The sequence below is a fragment of the Halomonas citrativorans genome (assembly GCF_014898005.1).
Taxonomy (GTDB): Bacteria; Pseudomonadota; Gammaproteobacteria; order Pseudomonadales; family Halomonadaceae; genus Vreelandella; species Vreelandella citrativorans.
The window spans coordinates 64,429-81,025 of record NZ_JABUYX010000006.1; the positions used below are offsets into that span (position 1 = coordinate 64,429).

Annotated in this window: 14 protein-coding genes; 12 read left to right on the forward strand and 2 right to left on the reverse strand. The window is 51.6% G+C overall.

What is annotated here, in order from left to right; genetic code table 11:
• The first annotated feature begins 66 nt into the window (after nucleotides 1-66).
• The 3 genes from INT20_RS09030 (at nucleotide 67) to INT20_RS09040 (ending at nucleotide 1,792) form a co-directional block, all read left to right on the forward strand.
• Nucleotides 67-531 (forward strand): ferritin family protein, encoded by a 465-nt coding sequence (locus INT20_RS09030; protein WP_193053126.1) that lies wholly within the window; start codon nucleotides 67-69, stop codon nucleotides 529-531.
• A 158-nt stretch (nucleotides 532-689) separates the two neighbouring features.
• A complete protein-coding gene (locus tag INT20_RS09035) occupies nucleotides 690-1,319 on the forward strand; it encodes a L,D-transpeptidase family protein (RefSeq protein ID WP_193053125.1) in 630 nt (209 codons plus the stop codon).
• 209 nt (nucleotides 1,320-1,528) lie between these two features.
• On the forward strand, nucleotides 1,529-1,792 hold the full coding sequence (locus tag INT20_RS09040) for an Lpp/OprI family alanine-zipper lipoprotein (RefSeq protein WP_087107516.1): 264 nt from the start codon (nucleotides 1,529-1,531) through the stop codon (nucleotides 1,790-1,792).
• Nucleotides 1,793-1,892: 100 nt separating this feature from the next.
• On the opposite strand, the gene INT20_RS09045 is transcribed toward INT20_RS09040, so the two are convergent.
• Together INT20_RS09045 and mfd are read right to left on the reverse strand one after the other, a co-directional pair.
• Complete coding sequence (locus tag INT20_RS09045) at nucleotides 1,893-3,014, reverse strand: L,D-transpeptidase family protein (RefSeq protein ID WP_193053124.1); 1,122 nt, start codon at nucleotides 3,012-3,014, stop codon at nucleotides 1,893-1,895.
• A gap of 82 nt (nucleotides 3,015-3,096) precedes the next feature.
• Complete coding sequence (gene mfd, locus INT20_RS09050; protein WP_193053123.1) at nucleotides 3,097-6,546, reverse strand: transcription-repair coupling factor; 3,450 nt, start codon at nucleotides 6,544-6,546, stop codon at nucleotides 3,097-3,099.
• A 239-nt stretch (nucleotides 6,547-6,785) separates the two neighbouring features.
• Between mfd and INT20_RS09055 the strand changes: the two genes are divergently transcribed.
• The 9 genes from INT20_RS09055 to sthA all read left to right on the forward strand — a co-directional run bounded on the left by INT20_RS09055 (nucleotide 6,786) and on the right by sthA (nucleotide 16,557).
• Complete coding sequence (locus INT20_RS09055; protein ID WP_193053122.1) at nucleotides 6,786-8,246, forward strand: glyceraldehyde-3-phosphate dehydrogenase; 1,461 nt, start codon at nucleotides 6,786-6,788, stop codon at nucleotides 8,244-8,246.
• Nucleotides 8,247-8,557: 311 nt separating this feature from the next.
• On the forward strand, nucleotides 8,558-9,907 hold the full coding sequence (locus tag INT20_RS09060; protein ID WP_193053121.1) for a Na(+)-translocating NADH-quinone reductase subunit A: 1,350 nt from the start codon (nucleotides 8,558-8,560) through the stop codon (nucleotides 9,905-9,907).
• Nucleotides 9,908-9,909: 2 nt separating this feature from the next.
• A complete protein-coding gene (locus INT20_RS09065) occupies nucleotides 9,910-11,133 on the forward strand; it encodes an NADH:ubiquinone reductase (Na(+)-transporting) subunit B (protein ID WP_193053120.1) in 1,224 nt (407 codons plus the stop codon).
• A complete protein-coding gene (locus tag INT20_RS09070; RefSeq protein WP_193053119.1) occupies nucleotides 11,133-11,954 on the forward strand; it encodes a Na(+)-translocating NADH-quinone reductase subunit C in 822 nt (273 codons plus the stop codon). Before INT20_RS09065 ends, INT20_RS09070 begins: the two co-directional genes overlap by 1 nt.
• Nucleotides 11,955-11,956: 2 nt before the next feature.
• Complete coding sequence (locus INT20_RS09075; protein WP_087107502.1) at nucleotides 11,957-12,625, forward strand: NADH:ubiquinone reductase (Na(+)-transporting) subunit D; 669 nt, start codon at nucleotides 11,957-11,959, stop codon at nucleotides 12,623-12,625.
• A 1-nt stretch (nucleotide 12,626) separates the two neighbouring features.
• Complete coding sequence (nqrE, locus tag INT20_RS09080) at nucleotides 12,627-13,244, forward strand: NADH:ubiquinone reductase (Na(+)-transporting) subunit E (RefSeq protein ID WP_087107500.1); 618 nt, start codon at nucleotides 12,627-12,629, stop codon at nucleotides 13,242-13,244.
• Between the two features lie 71 nt (nucleotides 13,245-13,315).
• Complete coding sequence (gene nqrF / locus INT20_RS09085; RefSeq protein ID WP_193053118.1) at nucleotides 13,316-14,548, forward strand: NADH:ubiquinone reductase (Na(+)-transporting) subunit F; 1,233 nt, start codon at nucleotides 13,316-13,318, stop codon at nucleotides 14,546-14,548.
• Nucleotides 14,549-14,815: 267 nt separating this feature from the next.
• The gene (nqrM, locus tag INT20_RS09090) at nucleotides 14,816-15,070 is read left to right on the forward strand and encodes a (Na+)-NQR maturation NqrM (protein ID WP_087107496.1); all 255 of its coding nucleotides are present in this window, start codon (nucleotides 14,816-14,818) and stop codon (nucleotides 15,068-15,070) included.
• Nucleotides 15,071-15,165: 95 nt separating this feature from the next.
• On the forward strand, nucleotides 15,166-16,557 hold the full coding sequence (sthA, locus tag INT20_RS09095; protein ID WP_172118387.1) for a Si-specific NAD(P)(+) transhydrogenase: 1,392 nt from the start codon (nucleotides 15,166-15,168) through the stop codon (nucleotides 16,555-16,557).
• Nucleotides 16,558-16,597: the final 40 nt, after the last annotated feature.

Here is a 16,597-nt window from a genome sequence, read left to right on the forward strand (position 1 = left end):
ACCGGCTACGCTCATAAAGCAGCATACTGTTGCCGAGATGATAGAACGACTGAAAAGGAGACACGGATGCGCTACAACCAGGTCAAGGACTTAGTCGTATGGGCTGAAGGTTTTCACCAGCGTATGGCTCGTCAGTACAGCGAGGCGGCCGATAAGACAGATAATGAGCGTTTGACCATGGTGCTGACTTATCTAGCCAGCCGAGAGCTTCGAATGCAGCAGGGGCTTGATGACTTGTTTCACGACGGTTCTGATCACAGAGACGTGTTGGAGACCTGGTTTGATGAGTCAAGTGAGTTTCCTCAGCCGCCTGAGCTTGAGCGCCTTACGGAAAAGTCTGAATGGAATTCAGTCGATGAAATAGCGCGCATGGCTGTTGAGTCCAATCGAAAGCTTCAAGAGCTCTATGAGCATCGCGCTTCCAGAGCCGCTATACCGCCAGAAGCAGAGTTTTTTAATGCGCTGGCAGAGGGGCACGAAGCAGAAATTCGTAAGCTGGTCAGCAGTATGCAAAAGTTTGACGATATTTAGCGCTGCGTTGAATAGCGTTTCATTGGCAGGGCTTGGCGTGTCCACATGGTTAAATTGTTCTCAAAATCGCTGACAGACGCGGTGTATATAAGGTATAACACCTTCAAGAAATGCTTAGTTGGCCAGTGCTGAGCTAACCTGTTTTTGAGAGTTAACCTATGCCTTTAAACCGTCGCCGCTTTTTAGCGCTGGCGCTTGGCTGGCCAGTAGTGGCCAGCGCTGCTGCGTCAAATGCTACGCTAAACTCACAGCCGATAGACCTGGTTGAGACGTTACTGTCTCGGGCTCATTTGCCCCGCTACAGCAACGAAGTATGGTTATTGATAAATGATCAAGAATCTACACTTAGCGTGTATCGTGGCGACACGCTGGTTGAGCTTTTTAGCCCGGTTTCGCTGGGTCGCTCAGGTGCAAAAACGCAGCGGGTAATGGGGGATAACGTTACGCCGCTGGGCGAATTTCGTATTAATCGTTTTAATTACGAAAGTCGATGGCATATCTTTATTGGTATCGATTATCCTACGCCGGCCCATGCGCGGATGGCGTTAGAAAATGGCATATACTCGCAACGCGATTATGAAGCCTATTTCGACTATTACCGCCGTTATGGCCATCCTCCGCAAAATACGGCGCTGGGTGGAGCCATTGGTGTTCATGGTATCGGCAGTGCAGACCCTGATGTTCATAGCCGTTACCACTGGACTCAAGGGTGCGTGGCGGTAACAAATGAGCAAATTGAGCGAGTTGTGCAGCTTGTTGATATTGGCACTCGCGTCGTGATCGGCTAGTCTTATGTTGTTGAAGGAAGTAAGAGGTTTTCTACAAGTGGCTATAGACAAGCGTTGTGGTCTATTATAAAACAGCGTTTGACTAGCGTGCTCATGCACAAGTCACTGAAAAGAACCTGCACCGCAGGTAGACAAAGCGCAGCTAAGCAATTAGCCTAGGTTTGTCATACCCTTAACGTTGTACCCAAGGAAGACTCAAGGAGAACATTATGACTTTGAAAACGACTCTGAAAATGACCGCCGCTGCCGCTTCTCTGGCAATCCTGGCTGGCTGTGCTTCTACCAGCGCTCTGGAAGAAGTTCGCATGACTGCTGAATCTGCACAGGCTGATGCCGCAGAAGCACGCAGCATGGCTTCACAAGCTCTGAACACTGCAAACCAGGCACAGCGTGACGCGAATGCTGCACTGCAGATGACTGAGCAAAACCGTGAAGAAATGAACCGCATGTTCCAGCGCTCCATGCAGAAGTAATTCTGCTTGGACCACTGGGTTGATGTTTGACTCAGCGGTTGCTGAAGATGTAAAAAAACCCCGCCTCGGCGGGGTTTTTTTATTGCTTGTCTATTTTAGGTTAAGCATCTTCTTCAGCCGCTCGTAGGTGGCTAAGTTCTATCTCCTCCAGCAGGCTGTTACGGCTGGCAGGCTCCTCTTCTACGGTTGGCTGTGCCTGAGGGCCATAAAGGGCTACAAAACGGCCGTCAGGTGATTCTACGGCGCTTTTTACTTTGGCATAGTCGACAGCTACCTGGTCCTCCGTTAGCGCATCAACGCGATCAATGGCATCCAGGAGCGGTTCAAAGTCACCCACGTTCTCTTCAAGCTGCGGGTAGGACTGCACGAATAGCGTGCCATCCGCTGCCCAGCCAGCTTTAAAAGGCGCATCCATCAGGTTTACTTGAGTGCCGCTTGGCAGGCGCTCGTAGAGTGACTTAATGTCTTCAGGGTACATGCGAATGCAACCGCGGCTGGCGCGCATGCCAACGCCATCAGGGCGGTTGGTGCCATGAATCAAGTAGCTCGGCATGGCAAGCAGGATGGCATGCTCGCCCAAAGGGTTGTTCGGCCCAGCAGGCACTACGGAGGGTGCTGGCTCGCCGCGAGCGGCCGCTTCACGACGCATGGAGGCAGGAGGGGCCCACGCCGGGTCTTTTACTTTAATGGTCGTGCGTGTAATGCCAACGGGGGTTGCAAACTCTTCACGGCCCACACTCACCGGATACGTTTCAACGATGCCCGGGTTGTCGGCAGGGTAGTAATACAGGCGCAGCTCGGAAAGGTTAACAACAACCCCTTCACGTGGTGCAGGCGGTAAAATATATTGGGCGGGAATAACGATTTCCGTTCCTTCGCCAGGCACCCACATGCTGACGCCGGGGTTGGCCATGCGAATTTCTTCGTAGCCGATATTATGACGACGAGCGATATCAATGAGAGTCTCAGCGGGGTCGTCAACCGTGATGGTATACGACTCACCGATAATGTCGCCTTGGTCAGGGAGCCGGAAATGCCCGCGGGGGAGTTCACGCGTGTCGGCAACCTGCTCAGCGCTTGCCACGGATTCATCGGCGATTGTAGGAGCGTTTTCCGCTTGTTCAGATGCGGTTTGCGCATAAGCAGGGCCAGTAAGGGAAGCTGCCAACAATACTGCCAGGCTAGTAGGACCCCAAAGGTTGAATTTGTGACGAATGTTCATGATCTTTCCTAATAAGTTAGTGCACTGCTAGTACGCGTAAACGGGCAAACAATGGTTGCTTGCCGTCAGTTTGCCCCAAGGTTCACGCCGCCGCTACTTTTTGATTAAGGGTCGTTATAAGTGCTTCAACTTGCTCGAAACGCTGATCACTGTTTTCCATGGTAAATTCAAACCGCAAGGTGTCTGAACCATCCAGGCGATAGTGCTTGGGCGATGTTTGAATCAACGTAACCAGGGTGAGTGGGTCGACCTTCGTTGTGCCATCAAACAGCACCCGGCCACGGCTTTCGCCTGCTTCAATACGGCTAATACCCAGCTGCTCTGCGCGTTGGCGTAGCTTTGTTTGACGTATCAGGTTCTTCAGCGGCTGTGGCAGGAGGCCGAAGCGGTCAATGAGCTCGACCTGTAGTTCTTTAAGCTCACTATCGCTTTGTGTATTGGCAATGCGCTTATACATAACAAGCCGCTGCTGTACATCATGAATATAGTCATCTGGAATCAGTGCGGGCAGGTTCAGGCTAATTTCTACGCCAGTATTGAAGGGCGCCTCAATATTAGGTGTTTTGCCAGCACGAATTGCTTTCACTGCTCGATCCAGCATTTCCATATAAAGAGTATAGCCAATAGTTTCCATTTGGCCGCTTTGTTCATCTCCTAGTAGTTCACCTGCGCCACGAATTTCCATGTCGTGGCTTGCCAGAGTAAACCCAGCGCCAAGGTCATCAGAGGCGCTTATAGCCTCAAGGCGTTTAACCGCATCGCGCGTGATGGCCTTGGGGGGAGGCGTAAGCAGGTAAGCATAGGCCTGGTGGTGGCTGCGGCCTACGCGCCCCCGTAGTTGGTGCAGCTGCGCCAGGCCAAACTTATCGGCTCGTTCTATGAGAATGGTATTGGCGCTGGGTACGTCAATGCCGGTTTCGATGATCGTTGAGCATACCAAGACATTAAAACGGCGATGGTAGAAGTCCGACATTACGCGTTCAAGGCTGCGTTCAGGGAGCTGGCCATGCGCCACGGCTACGCGAGCTTCTGGCACCAGCTCGCGGATCTGTTGAGCCGCGTTTTCAATCGTCTTTACTTCGTTGTGAAGGAAGTAGACCTGGCCGCCGCGAAGTATTTCCCGTAGTAGGGCTTCTTTGATAATGCTGTTATCACGCTGCTGTACAAATGTTTTAACTGACAAGCGGCGAGCGGGCGGTGTCGCAATAATAGAAAGATCCCGAATGCCGCTCATCGCCATATTGAGTGTTCGCGGGATGGGGGTGGCGGTGAGGGTGAGAATATCAATCTCTGCACGCAGGGTTTTGAGCTTTTCTTTCTGCGCGACGCCAAAGCGGTGCTCTTCATCGATAATTAGCAGACCCATTTGAGGTAGCTCAACACTTTTGGAGAGCAGCTTATGGGTGCCAATCACGATATCGGTTTGACCGTTTTTGATACTTTCGAGCGTCTGGGTCATCTCTTTGCCCGCCGTAAAGCGCGAGATCAAACGGATATTGACGGCCGTATCGGCAAAGCGGTCACGGAAGTTTTCAAAGTGCTGGCGGGCGAGCAGCGTGGTCGGCACGAGAACGACGACCTGGCGACCTGACTGCACGGCCAGAAACGCGGCACGCATGGCCACTTCGGTTTTGCCAAACCCAACATCACCACATACCACGCGGTCCATGGGCTGCGGAGAAACCATGTCCTCAATGACGGCTTCAATGGCCGCTTGTTGATCAGGTGTTTCTTCAAACGGAAAGCTGGCGGAAAAGCGCACGTACTCATCGTTTGGCGCTTCATAGACAACCCCTTGCTGGGCTTCTCGTCTTGCGTAAACATCCAGCAATTCAGCGGCAGTATCGCGAATCTTTTCGGCCGCTTTACGGCGCGCCTTTTCCCACTGATCAGAACCCAGCTTATGCAGCGGTGCCAGCTCATCATCAGCGCCGCTGTAGCGTGAAATAAGGTGAAGGCTGTCAACGGGTACATAAAGCTTGGCGCCATCGGCGTAAGAGAGGGCTAAAAATTCGTTGGCTTGCCCGCCGGCCGCGAGGGTTTCTAGCCCCAGGTAACGTCCTACCCCATGCGCCTGATGAACAACGGGCGCCCCTTCGCGAAGTTCTGAAAGGTGGCGAACCGCCAATTCATTGTCATCTGTGGCTTTTTCACGCCGTCGGCTTTGGCGGACGACTTCGCCGAACAGTTCCGTTTCGCTAATAATGGCAAGGCTAGGGTCAGTAAGCCATAAGCCACTATCTACCAGGCTTTCCGTGATCGCGAAGGAGTGTTGGCTTTTAAGAAATGACTGAAAGCTATCAACATAAGGCAGTGACAGGGTGAGTGGTGCAAGCACTTCCTCTAATGCTTCGCGACGCCCGCGTGACTCAGCGACAAACAGGACCCGCGTATCAGGTTCGCTATTTAAAAAACCTTCCAATTCGCTCAGCGGCTGTTTGGCGCGTGCATTGATGGCCAGCGGCGGAAGCGCTTTTGCTTCCGGCATTAAGGCATGGCGATGCGCTTCGTCTTCAGTGAGTTCAATGCGAGGGCGTGATTTGATCGCTGAAAAGACATCGTTAACCGGGAAAAATGCCCGGCCAGGCGGCAGTAGTGGGCGGGTAGGGTCAACGCCCAGGTTGATGTAGCGTGCCTCAATGGATTGCCAGTGCTGTTCGGCGGCCTGAAAAACGCCGGGTAGCAGTGCCACCCGCGTATCATCGGTTACGTGATCAAACAAAGACGCCGTTTCGTCAAAAAATAGCGGCAAATAGTGCTCGAGCCCAGGAGAGGGGATGGCTTTAAGAGCGTCGTTATAGAGCGGGCACTGGCGAGGGTCGACGTCGAACAGGGTTTCAAATTGCTCGCGAAAGCAGGCGATTGCGCTGCGGCTAAGCGAGTACTCATGGGCAGGAAGTAGTTCCAACGTGTCTATCTTGTCCGTGGAGCGTTGACTGCCAGGGTCGAAATGACGGAGTGTGTCGATCTCATCATCAAATAAATCGATACGAATCGGCTCATCCATTCCCATCGCAAAAAGATCAATGAGTGCGCCGCGTATGGCGTATTCTCCAGGCTCGTACACGGTTTCAACGGCGCGATATCCTGCCCGGGTAAGCGACTCCCTAAAGGTATCCCGATTAAGCTTGGCGCCTGCGTTCAGCGTCATCACGCGTCCCGCGATATACGAGACGGGGGGAAGGCGCTGCATTAATGTATTAATAGGCACCAATACAATGCCGCGTACACCGTCTTGTAGCTGGCGTAATGTGCGCAAGCGTGCTGAGACGATATCCTGATGCGGAGAAAAACTGTCGTAGGGGAGGGTTTCCCAATCAGGGAATGGCAGTACAGGGACATCGCTGTAGAACGCAAGGTCTTGTTCCAAGCGTTGAGCGCTGGCCGTGTTGGGGGTAATTACCAGCAGCGGAGCGCTAGAAGCTACCTGGGCTAACGCCAGTGCAGACGCACTACCCGGGGGCGCGGTCCAGAAAAGCGTGTCGCGGGCCCCGTGTGGCTGAGGCGGTTCGAGCAGAGAGAATGAGGGCATAGTCAGGTCATTTTGCGCTGAAACGGATATTGGATCATACACGATCGCCTCTTTCAGTTAGAGGGCCAAAACATTACTGTTACTGTGAGAGCCTATTTTGTGTTTGTAGTCAAACCTCTATTCCTGTAATACCCCTACAACGTGTGCGACCATCCTTCCATTGCGAGTAGCTAATAAGGCCGGGATAATGCGCCTGAAACCTTTTATCACTACCTTATCATTACCCAATGAGGCCGCATGTGAGTCAGCAAGCTCTCGAAAACGTTTTTGAGGAATGGCAGAACAACCAGGCTCTGGCCGAACAGATGATCCCGCTTGTTGGGCGCCTTTATCGGCATAACAATGTTGTGGCTACCATGTTTGGGCGCTCACTGATCAATCAGTCCGTTATTCGTATCCTGAAAGATCATCGGTTTGTGCGCAAAATTGAAGGGACAGAGCTGTCGGTTGAGGACACCTTCCCCATCGTTGAAGCGATGAGCGCGCTTAATCTGGGGCCTGCTCATGTTGATGTGGGTAAGCTGGCGGTCATGCTTAAAAAGCAGGGCGGTGGTGATGTAAACGCATTCTTGCATAACGAACTGCAGGATATTATTGGCGGTTATCAGCCGGGAGCCAGTAAAGGCGAGCCGCAGGATGTTGTGCTTTACGGTTTTGGGCGCATTGGTCGTCTGCTGGCGCGCGTGCTGGTTGAAAAAGCCGGTGGCGGAAACCTGTTGCGTTTGCGCGCGATTGTGGTGCGTGGGCGTGGCGATGTGGGTAAAGACCTTGAAAAGCGTGCCAGCTTACTGCGTCGTGACTCGGTGCATGGCCCGTTTGAAGGCACTATTTCTGTTGATGCCGAAGCGCGTACGCTTACTGTAAATGGCAATGTGGTTCAGGTTATTTACGCTGACTCACCCAGCGAAATCGATTACACCACTTATGGCATCAAAAACGCGGTCATTGTTGATAATACCGGTATTTGGCGCGATGAGGCTGGCTTGGGTCAGCACTTGGAGTGTAAAGGCGTGGCCAAGGCGCTACTAACGGCGCCAGGTAAGGGCGATATTAAAAATATCGTTTACGGTGTTAACCACGCGACCATTGGTGAGAATGACCGTATTGTATCGGCGGCTTCCTGTACCACCAATGCCATTGTGCCCGTTCTAAAGGTGCTCAATGATCAGTACGGGGTCACCACCGGTCATGTGGAAACTGTTCATGCTTACACCAACGACCAGAACCTGATTGATAACTATCATAAGGGTGATCGTCGTGGCCGCAGTGCGGCGCTTAACATGGTGTTAACCGAAACGGGTGCGGCCAAAGCCGCAGCAAAAGCGCTACCTGAATTGGAAGGCAAGCTAACGGGCAATGCGATTCGCGTGCCGACGCCGAACGTTTCGATGGCCATTTTGAATCTGACATTAGATAAGCCAACCGATGCTGCCGCGCTGAATGACTATTTGCGCCGTATGTCTATTGATTCGTCTTATCAGAAGCAGATTGATTACGTGGACTCTGCTGAAGTAGTTTCATCGGACTTCGTTGGCAACCGCCATGCTGGCATCGTGGACGCAAAAGCAACGATTGCTAACGGTAATCACGTGGTTGTGTACGTGTGGTACGACAATGAGTTTGGTTACAGCTGCCAGGTTATTCGTATCCTGCAGCAAATGTCGAACGTACAGTTTTTAAAACTGCCACGCCACGCATAGTGCCTCTATGCCGGTGAATTAGCTGCGGAATAGCTTTTTCCATCGCGTCTGGATTGCTTAACGCCACCTTCGGGTGGCGTTTTTAATTGTAAAATCAAGTGTCATGGATGGCATGTAACACTTTATGTGGGCATCAGGGATGTGGTCATTGTCCGCGCTTATCTTTATAATGTTGTAGATTTTTCGGGGTGGTTCAAGCGTGCTTGGGCCTGACTGGTAACGATCTGACAGAAAACAACAATTCACTGAACAGAAAATAAGCATTCGAACCCCTTACCTTCGTATATCCGATCCATCAACTGGGCGAGACTATGATCGAAGTCAAAAAAGGCCTGGATCTCCCCATCACGGGAGCGCCCGAGCAGCGTATTGAAGATGCGCAGCCTGTGCGTTACGTGGCAATCCTGGGCACTGACTACGTTGGCATGAAGCCAACCATGGAAGTTCAGGAAGGGGATAAGGTCAAACTGGGCCAGCTGCTCTTTACCGATAAAAAAATTGAGGGTGTCCGTTTTACGGCACCTGCAAGCGGTGAAGTAGTATCCATTAACCGTGGCGAAAAGCGTCGCCTGCTATCTGTCGTTATTAAAGTTGACGAGAATGAAGAAGCGATGGCATTTGCTTCTCATGATCGCGCTTCTTTAGCGCAGCTTGACCGACAGTTGGTCGTTGACCAGCTCGTTGAGTCGGGGCTTTGGACAGCGTTACGCACACGTCCTTTCTCTCGCACGCCAGCTATTGATAGCATTCCTGCTGATATCTTTGTAACGGCCGTGGATACCCACCCGTTAAGCGCTGATCCAGCAATTGTCATCAATGAAGAAAACCAGGCATTTGAAGACGGCCTCAAGGTGCTAACACGCCTGACCGAGGGCAACGTTTTTCTGTGCACGGGGGCTGATGCCAATATCCCTGGCGGGGATATTGACGGTGTGAAAACCGAAAGTTTTGCCGGTCCGCATCCTGCGGGTCTGGTGGGTACGCATATCCATTATCTTTCGCCAGTCGCGCTGCACAAACAAGTCTGGCATATCGGTTATCAGGATGTGATCGCGTTTGGTAAGCTCTTTGCCGAAGGCAAACTGCATACAACTCGTGTTGTCGCTGTTGGCGGCCCACGCGCTGAAAAACCTCGTCTTCTGCGGACCCGCTTGGGAGCAAGTACCCAAGAGTTTTTGGCAGATGAAGTCATCAAACCCGATGACACCCGAGTAATTTCCGGCTCGGTTTTTTCGGGCTTCTCGGCGGAAGGTCACCTGACCTACCTAGGGCGTTTCAGCAATCAGATTAGCTTGCTTGAAGAGGGCAACAAGCGTGCCTTGTTAGGCTGGCTTTCTCTTGGGGCCGATCGTCACTCGATTCTGGGTATTTACCTCTCGCGTATTAAAGGCCTGCGTAACTACGCGCCTACCACGTCGACCAATGGCTCTGAACGTGCCATGGTGCCGATTGGTACTTACGAGACGGTAATGCCGCTGGATATCATGCCGACTCAGCTGCTGCGCTCGCTGATCGTGGGCGACATTGAAGTTGCCATGCAACTTGGGTGTCTGGAGCTAGACGAAGAGGATCTGGCGCTGTGCACATACGTTTGCCCCGGCAAATATGAGTATGGCCCTATCCTGCGTGACAACCTCGCCATGATCGAGAAAGAGGCCTGATAATGGGTATTCGACAAACACTCGATAATCTCGAGCCGCATTTCCATAAAGGCGGTAAGTACGAAAAGTTCTACCCGCTTTATGAAGCCGTAGATACGATTTTCTACTCACCCCCAAGCGTTGCCAAAACAACGTCGTTCGTGCGCGATGGTATCGACCTGAAGCGCATTATGATCACCGTTTGGCTGTGTACTTTCCCGGCAATGTTCTTTGGTATGTGGAACGCGGGTTGGCAAGCCAACGTGGCTATTGATGCAGGCTATGCCTCCATGGGTGGCTGGCGTGAAGCGATCCTGATGACCTTGGCTGGCGGGCATGATGCGGGTAGCTTGTGGTCCAACTTTGTTCTTGGCGCCACGTACTTCCTGCCTATCTACCTGGTCACTTTTGCCATTGGTGGTTTCTGGGAAGTACTGTTTGCGATCAAGCGTGGCCATGAAGTTAATGAAGGTTTCTTCGTTACTTCAGTGCTCTTTGCGCTGATTCTTCCGGCAACTATTCCGCTTTGGCAGGTAGCGCTGGGTATCACCTTTGGTGTCGTGATCGGTAAGGAAATTTTTGGCGGTACGGGCAAAAACTTCCTGAACCCGGCGCTTACTGGTCGTGCCTTCCTCTACTTCGCCTATCCTGCGCAAATTTCCGGCGACGCCATTTGGGTGCCCGCTGATGGTTATACGGGTGCAACGGTACTTTCGATGGCGTTCCAGGACGGCATGGGTGCAGTCACTAATGCGTTTAGCTGGTGGGATGCCTTCATTGGCTTTATTCCAGGCTCAGTAGGTGAGGTGTCGACGCTTGCGATCCTTGTCGGCGCATTGGTGCTGCTCTACACGCGTATTGCCTCGTGGCGAATAATGCTTGGCGTGTTCCTGGGAATGGTAGCCACCAGTACGTTGTTTAATCTGATTGGCTCCGATACCAACCCCATGTTTGCCATGCCGTGGTATTGGCACTTCGTGATAGGTGGGTTTGCATTCGGTATGGTCTTTATGGCTACTGACCCCGTCTCTGCTTCCATGACGACCCAGGGCCGTTTGATATTTGGTGCGCTCATTGGTGTACTGACGGTACTGATTCGCGTGGTTAACCCTGCCTTCCCCGAAGGCATCATGTTGGCAATTCTCTTTGCTAACCTGTTTGCACCATTGATTGACCACTTCTTCGTCCAGGCCAATATAAAACGCCGTATCAAGCGTACTGGCGTTCCGGCCGAGGAGACTGCCTAATGGCACAAGGTAATAACTCAATCAAGAAGATCCTGATTGTCGCGTTTTCATTGTGTATCGTGTGTTCGGTAATCGTTTCGACGGCCGCCGTGGCACTACGTCCTGCGCAGCAGCTCAATCAGGAATTAGATCGTAAAACCAACATCCTTAACGTGGCGCGTTTATACGAGCCGGGAATGGATGTAGAGGAAGCGTTCCGGACCCAAATTACGGCGCGTGTGGTTGAGCTTGAAACCGGTGAGTATACCGATGAGTTTGACCCCGAAACGTTTGATGGGTTTGAAGCATCACGTGATCCGGCAACCGGCCGCACGCTGTCCGGAGACCGCGATATCGCCGGGCTTTCTCGGGTTGAAAATTACGCGACTGTTTATTTGGTCGGTAATGCAGACGACCCAGGCCAAATCGTATTGCCGATTCGTGGGCAAGGCCTGTGGGGCCGGATGATGGGCTTTTTGTCGATCGAAGGTGACGGTAATACTATCATCAGTATTACCTACTATGACCACAGTGAAACGCCGGGTCTGGGTGCTGAAGTGAACAACCCGCGTTGGCAAGCGCAGTGGGAAGGCAAAGAAATTTACGCTGAAGAAGGTTCTCTTTCGCCAGCCATCCACTTAACCAAAGGCGGCGCGAGTAACGAAAATGAAGTTGACGCGTTATCCGGTGCTACCCTCACCAGTAATGGTGTGACCAATATGCTGCAATTTTGGTTAAGCGAAGAAGGGTTTGGTCCGTACCTTGCGACATTCCGCAGTGGTGCTGATCCGGAAGATGCCGACAACACCGATACCGACTTCGAAGACGGTGAGGGGGCTTAATCATGGCGGACGTAAATGCAAAAAGCGTTTTAATAGCGCCTATTTTTCAGAACAACCCCATTGCACTTCAAATATTGGGGATCTGTTCTGCGCTGGCAGTAACGACCAGCATGAGCGTGTCGTTGGTAATGGCGTTAGCTGTTATTTTCGTCACATCGCTCTCAAGCTTTTTCGTATCACTGATTCGGAATCATATTCCTTCTTCGATCCGTATTATTGTGCAGATGACGATTATTGCTTCATTGGTAATCGTGGTTGACCAGATCCTCAAAGCCTATGCTTATGAAATGTCCAAGCAGCTGTCGGTATTTGTGGGTCTGATCATTACCAACTGCATTGTAATGGGTCGTGCGGAAGGCTTTGCCATGTCCAACACCCCCGGCATGTCTTTCCTGGACGGCATCGGGAATGGCTTGGGCTATGGGTTCGTGTTGCTGGTGGTTGGCTTCTTCCGTGAACTGTTGGGTGCAGGTAGTGTGTTCGGTTTTACTATCTTGCCTACCGTTCAAGATGGTGGCTGGTATGTGCCTAACGGTCTGCTGCTGTTGCCTCCGTCCGCCTTCTTTATTATCGGCCTGATGATTTGGGTTATGCGCTCAATCGATCCAGGGCAGGTAGAAGAGACTGAGTTCAAGATGAAGGAAAACTCCAAGCCACAGGAGGCTGTGTAAAATGGAACACTATTTAAGCCTTTTCGTTGCTTCGGTTTTTGTTGAAAACTTGGCCTTGGCATTCTTTCTGGGGATGTGTACTTTTCTCGCGGTCTCCAAGAAGGTTTCCTCCGCGTTTGGCCTAGGCATTGCGGTTATTGTCGTCCTGACTATTTCAGTGCCTGTTAATAACCTGGTATTCAACCTTCTGCTTGCGCAAGGTGCACTTTCCTGGACCGGTATTAGCGGTGCTGAGAACATTGACCTCTCATTCCTTGGGTTATTGAGCTATATCGGCGTCATTGCAGCACTAGTGCAAATCCTTGAAATGTTCTTGGATAAGTACGTGCCTGCACTGTATAACGCGCTTGGCGTATTCCTGCCGCTTATTACCGTCAACTGTGCCATCCTGGGTGGCGTGCTGTTCATGGTTGAGCGTAACTACAACTTCGGTGAATCCCTCGTTTATGGTTTTGGATCCGGTGTTGGTTGGGCGTTGGCTATTACGGCCTTGGCAGGTATCCGTGAAAGGCTGAAATACAGCGATGTGCCTGGTGGCTTGCAAGGGCTGGGTATTACTTTCATCACCGTAGGTCTGATGTCGTTGGGCTTTATGTCCTTCTCGGGCATTCAGCTCTAAACGGAGCCGGTTTTTCCCGGCGGCGTTCTGCGCTGCTGGGTTACAGGAAACCTCAGCAATAGGAAACCGACATGGTTGATACATCTGTCATCTTGCTCGGTGTTGTCATGTTCACGATCATCGTTATTAGCTTAACGGCGATCATTCTGGCAGCGCGCAGCAAGCTTGTGAGTAGCGGGGACGTGACGATTGAAGTTAATCACGACCCTGAGCACACCTTGACGACTCAGGCCGGTGGTAAGCTTTTAAACACCTTGGCGGCAAATGGTATTTTCCTCTCCTCGGCATGTGGTGGCGGTGGTTCTTGCGCCCAATGTAAATGCCGTGTGGAAGAGGGTGGTGGTTCCATTCTGCCGACTGAAGAGTCGCATTTCACCATGCGTGAAAAGAAAGAGGGCTGGCGGCTCTCTTGCCAGGTGCCCGTTAAGCAAGACATGAAGATCGAAGTACCTGAGGAAGTGTTCGGCGTTAAAAAGTGGGAAACCGAAGTTATCGCTAACCCTAACGTCGCGACCTTCATTAAGGAGCTGAACCTAAAACTGCCTGAAGGCGAAGAAGTTGCCTTCCGCGCGGGTGGTTATGTTCAGCTGGTTGCACCGCCTTACGATATTAAATTCTCCGATTTTGATATCGAGGAAGAGTATCGCGGCGATTGGGACAAGTTTGGAATTTTCAAGGTTGCCCATAAGAGCAATGAGGAAGTGATTCGCGCCTACTCTATGGCGAACTACCCGGAAGAGAAGGGTATCCTCAAGTTCAACATTCGTATTGCTACACCGCCCCCAGGCAGCAGTCATCCGCCGGGCCTAATGTCTACCTACGTCTTCAACTTGAAACCTGGTGACAAGGTGACCGTAATGGGTCCGTTTGGTGAGTTCTTCGCCAAGGATACCGACGCCGAAATGATCTTTATCGGTGGTGGTGCGGGTATGGCGCCGATGCGTAGCCATATCTTCGATCAGCTTAAGCGTCTTAAGTCTAAGCGTAAAATGTCTTTCTGGTACGGTGCTCGCTCTTGGCGTGAAACCTTCTACAACGAAGAGTACGATCAGTTGGCAGAAGAGTTCCCGAATTTTGAATGGCATCTGGCGCTTTCTGATCCGCAGCCTGAAGATAATTGGGAAGGGCCGACGGGCTTTATCCATAATGTACTGTATGAAAACTATCTGAAGGACCATCCGGCGCCTGAAGATTGTGAATACTACATGTGTGGGCCGCCCATGATGAATGCTTCCGTGATTAAGCTGCTGCTTGATCTCGGGGTTGAGCCTGAAAATATCATGCTGGATGACTTCGGCGGGTAAGCGCTCAGGTAATCGAAAGTAGCCTTCGGGCACATTTGGGGCTGGCCGTAAGGTTGGCCCCATTTGTTTTGAATAGACTCAAGCCTACGCTACCTTCGCTAATAGGTGCTGAGCGGTGAATAAGTGCTTGGCAGTTATAAGTACGTGGCAGCTAATAAGTATGTGTCAGCTAAGGTACAATTAAGGTATAGCGAGTATCTGGAAGGCACTAATTGCCTAAGCTGTTGTCGGTAGGTGGTGCATCCATAGCAATGCAGGGAGGTTAACATGGCGATTTGGCTACTGGTATTTGGCTTTATGGCGTTGATAATGTGCGCAATGGCGGTTGGCGTTTTAATGGGTCGTAAGCCTATCGCAGGTTCATGTGGCGGTTTAAACCAGATTGGTATGAAAGACGGCTGCGATATTTGTGGCGGTAAAGATGACGTATGTGAAGAGGAGAACCGCAAGCGAGGAAATGTGCGTCGCCGCAGTGATGAAAGCCGCGGAGCGGACTTGGGCTACGACGCTACACGGCGCTAGCACAATCCGTAACCGTATCGGAAAGAGAAAGAGTCAGGGCGCAGCCGAGAGATCAGCTGCGCCTTATTATTGGGGAACGAGGAGACGCAGAGAGTATGGCGGTTCACAATTACGATGTCGTGGTTATTGGTACAGGCCCTGCAGGTGAAAGCGCGGCTATTAACGCCGCCAAGCACGGTAAGCGTGTAGCGATTATCGAAAAGCAGGCACAGGTAGGCGGTAACTGTACCCATTGGGGCACTATTCCCTCCAAAGCGTTGCGCCACCAGGTTAAGCAAATCATGGCGTTTAACACCAACCGAATGTTTCGCGATATTGGTGAGCCGCGCTGGTTTTCTTTCCCTAAAGTGATGGAGCGTTCGCGCGGCACGATTGATAAACAGGTAGAAATGCGTACTACCTTTTATGCCCGCAATCGAATCGACTTGTTTCATGGTATTGCGCGCTTTAAAGATGCGCATACCGTGGTTGTGCGCGATCAGCATGAAGGAATGGAAGAGCTGGTCGCCAAAAAAATTGTGATTGCTACCGGCTCACGGCCCTATCGGCCCGCGGACATCAACTTCCGCCACCCACGTATCTACTGCTCTGACACTATTCTAAGCCTTTCTCATACACCGCGTACGTTAGTGATTTTTGGTGCAGGCGTTATCGGCTGTGAATATGCGTCAATTTTCTCAGGATTAGGCCTCAAGGTAGATCTCATCAACAACCGTGACAGCCTGCTTTCATTTCTTGATGATGAAATCAGTGATGCGCTCTCTTACCACCTGCGTAAACATGGCGTATTGATCCGTCATAACGAGGAATACGCGAGTGTAGAAGGTGATGAGTCTGGCGTTGTCGTGCATCTTAAGTCGGGCAAGAAGATCCGCGCTGATGCGTTCTTATGGGCCAATGGTCGCACGGGCAATACCGATAGCCTGGGGCTTGAGAATATTGGATTAGAAGCCAATGGGCGCGGCCAGCTCAGCGTTGATGAACACTACCGTACGACAATTCCGCATATTTATGCCGCCGGTGACGTGATCGGTTGGCCAAGCCTTGCCAGTGCCGCGTATGACCAGGGGCTAAACCTTTGCAATGAGCTGCTCGATAAAGAGTATCGCTTCGTCAACGATGTACCCACCGGCATTTACACTATTCCTGAAATTAGTTCGTTTGGACCTAACGAGCGCGAGTTGACTGAAGCCAAAGTGCCCTATGAAGTCGGAAAAGCGTTCTTTAAAGATACCGCGCGTGCGCAAATAACCGGCGATGTCGTGGGTATGCTGAAGATTCTCTTCCATCAGGATACGTTGGAAATCCTGGGGATCCACTGTTTTGGTGACCAGGCCTCCGAGATTCTACATATCGGCCAGGCCATTATGCAGCAGCCGGGTGAAGCCAATACGCTTAAGTACTTTGTGAACACAACCTTTAACTATCCAACGATGGCAGAAGCGTACCGAGTGGCAGCACAAAATGGTTTGAACAGAGTGTTTTAACGCGCTTTGGGTAGTGTAAAGCGCAGGTGTAGTGTCATAC

Excerpts from the sequence above, each read along its gene's own strand:
- INT20_RS09030 (WP_193053126.1), top strand. The coding sequence starts at position 67 with ATGCGCTACAACCAGGTCAAGGACTTAGTCGTATGGGCTGAAGGTTTT.
- INT20_RS09035 (WP_193053125.1), top strand. The coding sequence starts at position 690 with ATGCCTTTAAACCGTCGCCGCTTTTTAGCGCTGGCGCTTGGCTGGCCA.
- INT20_RS09040 (WP_087107516.1), top strand. The coding sequence starts at position 1,529 with ATGACTTTGAAAACGACTCTGAAAATGACCGCCGCTGCCGCTTCTCTG.
- INT20_RS09045 (WP_193053124.1), bottom strand. The coding sequence starts at position 3,014 with ATGAACATTCGTCACAAATTCAACCTTTGGGGTCCTACTAGCCTGGCA.
- mfd (WP_193053123.1), bottom strand. The coding sequence starts at position 6,546 with ATGCCCTCATTCTCTCTGCTCGAACCGCCTCAGCCACACGGGGCCCGC.
- INT20_RS09060 (WP_193053121.1), top strand. The coding sequence starts at position 8,558 with ATGATCGAAGTCAAAAAAGGCCTGGATCTCCCCATCACGGGAGCGCCC.
- INT20_RS09065 (WP_193053120.1), top strand. The coding sequence starts at position 9,910 with ATGGGTATTCGACAAACACTCGATAATCTCGAGCCGCATTTCCATAAA.
- INT20_RS09070 (WP_193053119.1), top strand. The coding sequence starts at position 11,133 with ATGGCACAAGGTAATAACTCAATCAAGAAGATCCTGATTGTCGCGTTT.
- INT20_RS09075 (WP_087107502.1), top strand. The coding sequence starts at position 11,957 with ATGGCGGACGTAAATGCAAAAAGCGTTTTAATAGCGCCTATTTTTCAG.
- nqrE (WP_087107500.1), top strand. The coding sequence starts at position 12,627 with ATGGAACACTATTTAAGCCTTTTCGTTGCTTCGGTTTTTGTTGAAAAC.
- nqrF (WP_193053118.1), top strand. The coding sequence starts at position 13,316 with ATGGTTGATACATCTGTCATCTTGCTCGGTGTTGTCATGTTCACGATC.
- nqrM (WP_087107496.1), top strand. The coding sequence starts at position 14,816 with ATGGCGATTTGGCTACTGGTATTTGGCTTTATGGCGTTGATAATGTGC.
- sthA (WP_172118387.1), top strand. The coding sequence starts at position 15,166 with ATGGCGGTTCACAATTACGATGTCGTGGTTATTGGTACAGGCCCTGCA.